The following is a 9,622-nucleotide window of genomic DNA, read 5'->3' as shown; positions in this document are numbered from 1 at the left end:
AATATGGGAATTAAAATAAACAAAAAATTGATTTTCTTTCTAGGTGCTCTAGGTGGTTTATTATACGGATATGATATGGGAGTTATATCCGGGGCATTATTATTTATTAAAAATGATATTCCACTCAATAGTTTTACTGAAGGCCTAGTTGTAGCTTCAATGTTAGTTGGGGCAATATTCGGTTCAGGCGCTAGTGGTCCAATGTCCGATAAGTTAGGGCGTAGACGTGTTGTCTTTATTATCGCAATCGTCTATATTATCGGGGCACTTATTTTAGCGTTAGCGCCTTCAATGCCAGTATTGGTTATTGGCCGTTTAGTTATCGGTTTAGCAGTTGGTGGTTCTACTGCCATCGTACCAGTATATTTGTCAGAAATGGCTCCTACAGAACAAAGGGGTTCATTAAGCTCATTAAACCAATTAATGATTACAATCGGAATTTTAGCTTCATACTTAATTAACTACGCATTCACACCAATCGATGGTTGGAGATGGATGTTAGGTTTAGCAGTCATTCCTTCCCTTATACTATTAATAGGTGTAGCCTTTATGCCTGAAAGTCCAAGATGGCTATTAGAACATAAAAGTGAACAAGCTGCTAGAGACGTAATGAAAATGACATTCAACGAAAGTGAAATTAATAAAGAAATTGCGGATATGAAAGAAATAAATCGTATTTCTGAAAGTACATGGAATGTTTTAAAATCACCATGGTTACGTCCGACATTGATTATCGGTTCACTTTTTGCTTTGTTCCAGCAAATAATTGGTATCAATGCTATTATTTATTACGCTCCTTCAATTTTTAGTAAAGCAGGCTTAGGCGATGCAACTTCAATATTAGGTACAGTTGGTATCGGTACAGTCAATGTACTTATTACAATCGTAGCGATATTTATTATCGATAAAATTGATCGTAAAAAGTTATTAGTTATCGGTAATAGTGGAATGGTTGCGTCATTACTTATTATGGCAATCTTAATTTGGATGATTGGTATACAATCTTCTGCATGGATTATTATCTTATGTTTAACACTATTTATAATTTTCTTTGGTTTCACTTGGGGACCAGTATTATGGGTTATGTTACCAGAACTATTCCCTATGCGTGCACGTGGTGCGGCAACTGGTTTTGCAGCATTAATCTTATCAATTGGTAGTTTATTAGTAGCTCAGTTATTCCCTATATTGACTGATGTTTTACCAGTTGAACAAGTATTCTTAATCTTCGCGGTTATCGGTATCGCAGCTTTAATATTTGTAATTAAATATTTACCTGAAACAAGAGGGCGTAGCTTAGAAGAAATTGAAGCCGACTTACGTTCAAGAACTAATGCGACTGACGCTAACATTAAATAATTTTAGACAACAAAGACGTTACAAATTTTCATAATTTGTAACGTCTTTGTTATTCATTCATTTATACTTTATTGTTTACCTAATATAAGTAACAATGCAGACGCAATTGGAACTGCAATCATGACTACTTTTAAAAATACTTCATTCGCATATGCAGTTAATTTGGCCCCTATATAAGAACCGATCATCGTTCCACATACAACCTTAATAAATAATGGTATATCTAAATGACCTATGATGTAGTAACCAAAACCACCTACAAAAGCAATTGGTAATATAACTAACATGGTCGTTCCAACAGACTTTTTAGCAGTTAAACCAAAGATAGTTAAAAGTCCTATTTGGATAAATGGCGCCGCTCCAATACCTAAAAAGCCAGATAAGCAACCCGTGATAATACCTACAAATGCACCTTTAACAATTAAATTAGTACCGTGATTTATTGCTGTGCTTGTTGCTCTAGTTTTAGATGGACGTTGCGTCATAAAAAGTCTACGCCATAGTAAAAATGCTGAAAATATCATCATGCCTGCTGTACAATATTTAAGTATATCTTCATCGATAAAACCTGCAATTTGTGCCCCGATAAAAGAACCAATTGCACCAAACAACCCTATGATTATACCTATTTTCAGCACAACATTATGTGCCTTTAAGTGGCTTAACGTTCCTGACAACGATGTAAAAATCATCGAAGCCAATGAAGTCCCTAATGCGGTATGTACTGGAATACCGAACATTGCTGTTAATACTGCTATAACAGTACCTGCCCCTCCAGCGCCAGTAAAACCAATAAGTATCCCTATTAAAATCATTGTTATAAACAACAGCATTTAATTCATCCCTCTACTAACTTTTGTGAAAACAAACTTATACTTGAAATGACCTATATCCAACTCTTTGTACTAGTCAAAATTCACTACTTTTATTACTTGCTTAGCTTATAAAAATCCATACCATTTTGCCATAAAATTTTCTCACATGCTGTGTCATCAAATGATAGCTTAATTAATTCAATGTCTTGTTCTTGGAATGGTCTTGGCGCCCTAGTGGAAGGCAAATCTGTACCAAACATTAAAGCGCTAGGATTAATATTATAAATTGATTGCATGGTCTTAGCTACATCAAGATCTACGCGTCCAAAACCAGTGGCTTTAACGTGTACTCCTTTATCGACGAGTGATAACAAATGTTTAACGCCCGCTTTAGATAAACCTAAATGATCAATAGATACTGTAGGCAATTGCTCAATTGTGGGCATTATTTGAGGTAACTTTGTAGAATCTATATACAATTCACTATGCCAATCTACTAAATCATAAACACGTTGGGCAAAATATTTTAATTGTGACAAATTTTCCGAGCCACCGCGTTGCACATTAAATCTTAAAGCTCTAACGCCTTGTTTATGTAAGTTTACGATCTCTTCATCGGTCGTTGTAACTGGTAATTGAGTCACTCCACAATAAACCTTACCTAAAGTTTGTAATGCATCCACTAAATATTGTTGATCATATCCTTGAAAAGAACCTGAAACAATAGCACCTCCTGCTATATTGAGCTTAGTACTTTGTTGTTGATAATCGTTAGCAGTAAAAGATGGTGGCATATATCCATTGTTGCCTTTTATGTCATAGTCATAGTCTGTAATATGAAAATGCGCATCAAATATCCTCAAAGCTCTCTCCTTTTTGATGGCATTACTAATAATACACTGCCTAATATAATATATACATGCCGCCTGAATTGGGTTCTGTAGATTGAAAGCCAAATTGTTGATACAGTTTGTCTGCTGGGTAGTCAGCAATTAAGCTAACATAAGAAGAACTTTCAGCAACGGAATCAATGTAATCCTTTACATGTGTCATAATCATTTTACCATAACCTAATCCTTGATACTGAGGATCGACTGCTACATCTATAACTTGAAATGCTGTACCTCCATCACCGATAACTCTACCCATGCCAATTGCACGATTATCGTCATAAATAACGACATCGAAACAAGCATTACCTAAGCCTTTTTTTGCCGCTGATGTTGTCTTTTCACTCATACCTGCAGCTTTTCTTAAATTACAATAGTCTTCAACTGAAGGTGCTTCGTGCTTTACATTAATCATACTAATATCCCTCCTAAAAATAAGACAAATCATCTGTGACTATACCATAGCACACGGTCTGATTTGTCTTATAATATGAATGCTTTATATTGTTATAAGTATTTCTTCATTACCATTTTATTAGATTCTTTAAAAACGTCATTGTGACTAGATACATAACCTTCAGTTGGTGCATCAGGTGCTATATAATTTTTTGCTAAATTAGCTGCATTCCCAGCATCACTAAATGCGCTTGCTATGAGATGAACCTTTGCATCATGATGCACAATATCGCCACAAGCAAACAAACCATCGATACTCGTAGTGGTATTACCAAAACCTTTAATTTGATATTCATTAAACATATCGACTTTAGTTGAAGCTTCTTCCAATAACGGACTCTCTCTGTCAAAGCCATGGCTAACAATCACGTCATCAAATTGTTGCTGATAAGTTTCACCAGTTTCGATATTCTCTAATACGACTTGCGCAATACGTTCTCCTTCGTCATCACCAATAAGTTGATTAATGCGACTGTTAGGTAACTTTTTAACGTTTAAGTCATCTAATATATTTTTCAATGCTTCATAACCAGAAATATCGGCCTTTCTATATACTAATGTAACGCTTTTAGCATAACCACTTAAATCTCTTGCCCAATCTAAAGCAGAATTTCCGGCACCAGAAATAAGTATATCTTTATCTTTGAATTTTTTCAGTGATTGTACAACGTAGTGTAAATTAGTTAACTTATAACGTTCTGCATCTTTAATATCTAATTGTTTAGGATTAATGATACCCCCACCAATAGCAATAATCACTGCTTTAGAGCTATATACGTTACCCTTTTGTGTTTCAATTTCAAAATGTCGTTCATCTATTTTTCTAATATCAGTTACAGTTTCTTCAAGATATACATCAGGTTTAAAATGTAGTCCTTGAGCAACTGTATCTTCTATAACTTGATAACATGGTTTTGGTGCTAAACCGCCGATATCCCAAATAATTTTTTCTGGGTAAACGTGCATTTTACCCCCTAATTTATTTTGGGCATCGACTATACTGACGTCCATTCCTCGTAAACCAGCATAAAAGCTAGCAAACAATCCAGCAGGACCGCCACCTATAATTGTAACGTCCTTCATAATAATCCTCCCAATCTCCTAACGCTATTTCATCACCTATTATCCTATAAATGATAACCATTATCAATATAAACGTTTACATCTATCTATCATATGAATCAGTTATCATTATATATTCATTATTTCGTCACTTTTTATTTTTTTATGTTAAGTAGCGTTAAATTTGAATGACTCGTATTGTTGATAATCTACAATCTCTTAACTTTCGCTTCTACGAGCACAACGTAGTATATAAAAAAACAACTCATTTCAGCCTGACTACCTCAGTAAAATGAGTTGCGCTTTATTGAAATTAGAATTTCTGTCCTAACTCTTTTTATTCTAAATATGAGTCTCTTGGATCTTTGATTAACGCATTTTTAAGTAAAAAGAATAGTAATACAAAACCTGCTGTTAGTACTGTATGACCAATACCTGCATAACCAGCAAATGATTCAGGTACTGTTTTGCCTATGACTTGATAAGTACCTTTCATAAACATCATAGCTACCGTAAATAAGACACCGAAATTATAAATAATAAAGAACCAATTAAAGATATAATAACTTGATAATTTAAACAGTTTTTCAAATGGCAATAACACTAAGTGCATAAACATACCTAGCATTAATAAATGCGTGTGTAAAACTTTTAACTGCGTATCACCAGTAAAATGATGCGCGACAGTTAGTTCTCTATAATAAAAACCACTAATTAATCCAATTATCGTATAGATTAAAAATGCATATAAAATTCTACGCATCGATGACCCTCCTAATTTGATAAACTGCCAAATAGTCTATCTACCTCATTACTAAAGATATCACTTTTCTTTACGATTTACGAGATTTTTTAAAAATCGCAATTAACGATAAAATGATTGCAATAATAGATACTATCCATAGTGCTACATTGCTATGTGAAGCGTCACTTTGCTCATTACCTTGATTGCTATTACTTGATTTGCTTACAGTAGTAACAGGTGCAGGTGTTTCAGATTTTTCATTACCTGTCCACTTCACAACATCACCATTTTTGTATGTTTGATAAGCATCCCATTTAAATTTACCTTCTTTATCAGGATTCGCTACTTGAATTGGTAAATCAATAAATTCGTTAGGTTTAATGCCACCATTAGTTGCTTCCCAAGTAATTTTAGTGATATTACCTTTTTTATCTTTAGTAAATTTATGTTCAAAACCATTTACAGGTTCAACGCCAACTACGTTTAACCCTTTAGGTACTTTTAGTTCAACTTTTGTCGTGTTGTCGTCTTTTTCTACTGGTACTCTTACATCATACTTATCATATGATCCTGGTTCACTACTATTAGGGTTTAATGTTACGTGCGCGTCGGCAACTTTAGACATACTTAAAATAACAATAAATGCTACGATAGTTACTATAAATTTCTTCATATTTTTTCTCCTTTAATTTGGTATATTAATTTGACTCATAATAATGCCTGCAACTATAAGTACGATACCTATAATTATTTCTATTGATAACATTGATTTATTTGTATATTGACGGCTTAATACACGCTTAGTCTGATAAGCACCAAGACACATCATTACAATAACGCCTACAATTTTAATAATAACTAACACTGACCACGTTTGAAGATGATTAAATAGAGTTAATATGCTTGATTCGTCAATCACCATTAATACACCGGATATAATAATCATCAACACGGCTATGCTATTTACTATTAATAAAAAGTTTTTAATGTTCATTAACTGTTGAGCTTTGTTATTTAGCGTTATATAAAATAGATAAACTAATGCGCCTAACCAAATCGACATACCGACTAAATGTATTGTACGGATGATAATTGACCATACTGGAAATTGCTGTGCAAAAGCATGACCTGACATACTCAACACGACTAATATAATAAGTGCAATCAGTATGTACCAGCTCTCTAACATATTTTTTAAGCTAAATAAAATAAGCAGAACAATTATAGCTAATAATGACAATAATAAAGGGACTTGCAGTAACGTTTCTATATTTAAGGTTAGTATTTGGCTACTTACATCTGAAGTAAGCGACATCAAATAGACTAAACATGTCATAAATGTTACACCAATAATCATCCAAATCGCAGAACGATATTTAGGGATCACATTAAATTCTGGCAAACCCTTTTTACTAGCCATTTTATTAACTAAGAAAATGCCTATGAGAATGATGATGGACCCTTCAGCTAAAAAGCGTAAAAAGCCAAACCAAAATGCTGCAGTTTCAAAAAAAGGCGGCGTTGTATCTACATGATTAGCTGTTTTTTTACCAATCGAAAATTCAAATTGGTTACCGACTTCATGGCCATCAGCTGACATGGCATGCCATTTTATTTTATGCGTTCCTTTTTTTAAATGATCAACATCAAAGGACAATGTTTTATTATGCCCAGTAGTATTAGGTTTAACTTCATCAATCTTTTTACCACTATCATCATAAATGATAATACTGGAGTAACTCGTATTAACAGGCTCGTTGAATTGTAATAATATCTGTTTAGGTTGTGATTGAACAATACTGTTTTCTTGAGGCGTTACTTTTTCAAGTGTCGCATGCGCCGAGGCGTTTTGCGTTGAAAGTACTGTGAAACAAACTAACGCTACAAAAAATACTAAATATAACTTTAAGAAAAAGTTACTTTTTATAGCCACTTTTAAGCCTCCATTCACTATTTTATTACATACAATTTAATAATATATAAGAAAACTTTTATGAACAATACATTTTAAGATTTGTCATCTTTTAGACATAAAGCTATTACATCTTGAAGACTTATAAAACACAAAAACGACAAACCCTACAACAGGCTTTGTCGTTTTATGTTTTATTAAATTATGATTCAATTTATTATTTTATCAGTTACTATTCCGCTTCAGATGCTTCTAGATCTACGATTTTATCAACTTTACGTTGAGAGCCGCCTTCCCACGCAACATTTAAGTATGCTGCCACATTTTTTTTAGCTACTTCAACACCAATAATTTGTGCACCCATAGTTAATATTTGAGCATTATTACTTAATTGTGCACGTTCTGCAGAGTATACATCATGTGCCATTGCTGCTCTGATACCTTTAACTTTGTTTGCAGCAATTGCAACACCAATACCAGTTCCACAAATTAAAATGCCTCGTTCATTGTTTCCTTGTTGAATACTTTTCCCAACTTCTGCAGCAACATCAGGGTAATCTGTTTCTGCACAATGATGGCAGCCAAAATCTTCGACTTCGTGACCCATGTCTTCAACTTGTTTTTTTACCGCTTCTTTTAAATCATAACCGTTATGATCTGCACCTATAGCAATTTTCATTATCTTGTTCCTCCTTATATTTATTACTTGATTTTATTTAGCAAAAGGCTGAAATGTTTCTAACATTAAATATGCTGACATCGCACCTGGATCGACGTGTCCTTGTGAACGATAGCCTAAACGTTTTGAACGCCCTTTGTTTGAAACAATATCTTTTGTACTTTCCATTCCTTTTTCCGCATGCTCTAATGCTTTACCAAACGCTTCTGAGAATGACAGTCCATTTGTGCGCTGTTCATCTAATGTAGTATAAAATGGTTCAAGTGTATCTATCATAGTTTTGTCGCCGATTTTTGCTTTGCCTCTATCTTTAATGCCTTTACTGAAAGAAATCCAAAAATCGAATAAACCATCATCATCAAGTTCAGTTTTATTTTTAACAGCAACTGCAGCTTTTAAATAACCTGAGGCATACAATGGTCCTACTGAAGAGCCTACTGCATCTAAGAAGCTTTTACCTACGGCAACACTAATTTTCGCAATATCATTTTGCGCTTGTAGTTCCTGTTCTACAGTGTCTTTTACTGCTTGGTAACCAATATTCATCGTTACACCATGATCACCGTCACCAATTTTTCTATCTAATTCACATAAATAGTCTTTTTTTGTCGCAAATAATTCTGTTAATGCCAAAATGTATGCTTTATATTCATTACTTGTTAATGTCATCATTCCACCTACACTTCTTTAAAATTAGGACAATCTACTGGATGTGCTAGACATGATTTCAATGTGTCATCCAATTTCATCAATGTTACCGAAAAGCCACCCATTTCCATTGATGTAATAAAATTACCTACGTAGGATTTGTAAGTAACAATATTTTTTTCTTCTAATATTTCACTAACCTCTTTATTAATGATATACAATTCCATTTGTGACGTAGCACCTAAGCCATTAACTAACACTGCTACTTCATCGCCACTTTCATATAGTCCTTCATTTAGAATATTCTTCATGATAACGTTAACTGTTTCTTTGGCAGTACGAATCGTAGTCTTTTCAATTCCTGGCTCACCGTGGTGACCAAGTCCAATTTCCATTTCATTGTCTTCTAAATCAAAACTTGGTTTACCTGTTTGAGGTAAATAACAAGGACTGAGACCAATACCCATTGAACGCGTATTATCATTAGCTAATTGTGTAATACGTTTCACTTCTTGCAAATCATATCCAAAGTCAGCCGCTGCACCAGCTACTTTGAATACTAATAATTCACCCGCAATCCCACGTCTATCATCTAGATCTTTAGAAGATGCAACATCATCATTACCGATAACGACCTCTGTTTGAATGTCATCTTCAATTTCAGTCATTTCACTCGCCATTTCAAAGTTCATTAAGTCACCCGCATAGTTACCATAAATATAAAGTACACCGTGACCTTGATTAATTTCTCTCGTAACAGCTTGAATTGGAATTGGTGAAGGTGAGGCAAAGATGTTCCCCACCGCAACACCGTCTGCCATACCTTTACCGACATAACCTAAAAATCCAGGTTCATGACCAGAACCCCCACCTATTAACACACTTACTTTTCTTTTTTCGTGTCGTTTTGTACCGATAAGTGCACGTTGGTGTAAAGATGATCGTCTAATGTATTCTGGATAAGCTGCAAGATAACCTGTCATTAACTCATCAATCACATTATCAGGATTGTTTATCATTTTCTTCATTTATTACTCTCTCCTTTATTGAAGCTAT

At 34.0% G+C, this 9,622-nt stretch carries 11 protein-coding genes; 1 reads left to right on the top strand and 10 read right to left on the bottom strand.

Annotation, left to right across the window (positions count from 1 at the left end; translation table 11 throughout):
- The first annotated feature begins 3 nt into the window (after positions 1–3).
- The gene (gene glcP, locus RPL90_RS10030) at positions 4–1,359 is read left to right on the top strand and encodes a glucose transporter GlcP (protein WP_313548649.1); all 1,356 of its coding nucleotides are present in this window, start codon (positions 4–6) and stop codon (positions 1,357–1,359) included.
- A 68-nt stretch (positions 1,360–1,427) separates the two neighbouring features.
- On the opposite strand, the gene RPL90_RS10025 is transcribed toward glcP, so the two are convergent.
- The 10 genes from RPL90_RS10025 to RPL90_RS09980 all read right to left on the bottom strand — a co-directional run bounded on the left by RPL90_RS10025 (position 1,428) and on the right by RPL90_RS09980 (position 9,594).
- A complete protein-coding gene (locus RPL90_RS10025; protein ID WP_313548634.1) occupies positions 1,428–2,192 on the bottom strand; it encodes a sulfite exporter TauE/SafE family protein in 765 nt (254 codons plus the stop codon).
- Between the two features lie 95 nt (positions 2,193–2,287).
- Complete coding sequence (locus RPL90_RS10020) at positions 2,288–3,037, bottom strand: amidohydrolase family protein (RefSeq protein WP_313548629.1); 750 nt, start codon at positions 3,035–3,037, stop codon at positions 2,288–2,290.
- A 40-nt stretch (positions 3,038–3,077) separates the two neighbouring features.
- Entirely contained in the window at positions 3,078–3,479 is a 402-nt protein-coding gene (locus tag RPL90_RS10015; protein WP_313548623.1) for a GNAT family N-acetyltransferase, read from the bottom strand.
- Between the two features lie 92 nt (positions 3,480–3,571).
- Positions 3,572–4,603: an NAD(P)/FAD-dependent oxidoreductase gene (locus tag RPL90_RS10010; protein WP_313548618.1), complete on the bottom strand. Its 1,032-nt coding sequence runs from the start codon at positions 4,601–4,603 to the stop codon at positions 3,572–3,574.
- Positions 4,604–4,919: 316 nt separating this feature from the next.
- The gene (locus tag RPL90_RS10005; protein WP_313548613.1) at positions 4,920–5,345 is read right to left on the bottom strand and encodes a DUF2871 domain-containing protein; all 426 of its coding nucleotides are present in this window, start codon (positions 5,343–5,345) and stop codon (positions 4,920–4,922) included.
- Between the two features lie 70 nt (positions 5,346–5,415).
- Positions 5,416–6,000, bottom strand: a complete 585-nt coding sequence (locus tag RPL90_RS10000; protein WP_313548609.1) for a YcnI family protein — start codon at positions 5,998–6,000, stop codon at positions 5,416–5,418.
- A 12-nt stretch (positions 6,001–6,012) separates the two neighbouring features.
- A complete protein-coding gene (locus RPL90_RS09995; protein WP_313548603.1) occupies positions 6,013–7,260 on the bottom strand; it encodes a copper resistance CopC/CopD family protein in 1,248 nt (415 codons plus the stop codon).
- Between the two features lie 211 nt (positions 7,261–7,471).
- The gene (gene rpiB, locus RPL90_RS09990) at positions 7,472–7,918 is read right to left on the bottom strand and encodes a ribose 5-phosphate isomerase B (protein WP_313548599.1); all 447 of its coding nucleotides are present in this window, start codon (positions 7,916–7,918) and stop codon (positions 7,472–7,474) included.
- Positions 7,919–7,951: 33 nt separating this feature from the next.
- The gene (gene dhaL / locus RPL90_RS09985) at positions 7,952–8,587 is read right to left on the bottom strand and encodes a dihydroxyacetone kinase subunit DhaL (protein WP_313548646.1); all 636 of its coding nucleotides are present in this window, start codon (positions 8,585–8,587) and stop codon (positions 7,952–7,954) included.
- Positions 8,588–8,595: 8 nt separating this feature from the next.
- Positions 8,596–9,594, bottom strand: coding sequence for a dihydroxyacetone kinase subunit DhaK (locus RPL90_RS09980; RefSeq protein WP_313548597.1), 999 nt, complete (start codon positions 9,592–9,594; stop codon positions 8,596–8,598).
- Between the last annotated feature and the right edge of the window lie 28 nt (positions 9,595–9,622).

This window comes from Staphylococcus kloosii (assembly GCF_032139365.1).
Classification (GTDB): Bacteria; Bacillota; Bacilli; order Staphylococcales; family Staphylococcaceae; genus Staphylococcus; species Staphylococcus kloosii_A.
This window is presented reverse-complemented; position numbering and strand designations above follow the sequence as displayed.

Bases quoted from the DNA above. Each gene is read 5' to 3' on its own strand.
- RPL90_RS10010 (WP_313548618.1), bottom strand. From the start codon at position 4,603: ATGAAGGACGTTACAATTATAGGTGGCGGTCCTGCTGGATTGTTTGCT.
- RPL90_RS10005 (WP_313548613.1), bottom strand. From the start codon at position 5,345: ATGCGTAGAATTTTATATGCATTTTTAATCTATACGATAATTGGATTA.
- RPL90_RS10015 (WP_313548623.1), bottom strand. From the start codon at position 3,479: ATGATTAATGTAAAGCACGAAGCACCTTCAGTTGAAGACTATTGTAAT.
- RPL90_RS10000 (WP_313548609.1), bottom strand. From the start codon at position 6,000: ATGAAGAAATTTATAGTAACTATCGTAGCATTTATTGTTATTTTAAGT.
- glcP (WP_313548649.1), top strand. From the start codon at position 4: ATGGGAATTAAAATAAACAAAAAATTGATTTTCTTTCTAGGTGCTCTA.
- RPL90_RS09980 (WP_313548597.1), bottom strand. From the start codon at position 9,594: ATGAAGAAAATGATAAACAATCCTGATAATGTGATTGATGAGTTAATG.
- RPL90_RS10025 (WP_313548634.1), bottom strand. From the start codon at position 2,192: ATGCTGTTGTTTATAACAATGATTTTAATAGGGATACTTATTGGTTTT.
- dhaL (WP_313548646.1), bottom strand. From the start codon at position 8,587: ATGACATTAACAAGTAATGAATATAAAGCATACATTTTGGCATTAACA.
- rpiB (WP_313548599.1), bottom strand. From the start codon at position 7,918: ATGAAAATTGCTATAGGTGCAGATCATAACGGTTATGATTTAAAAGAA.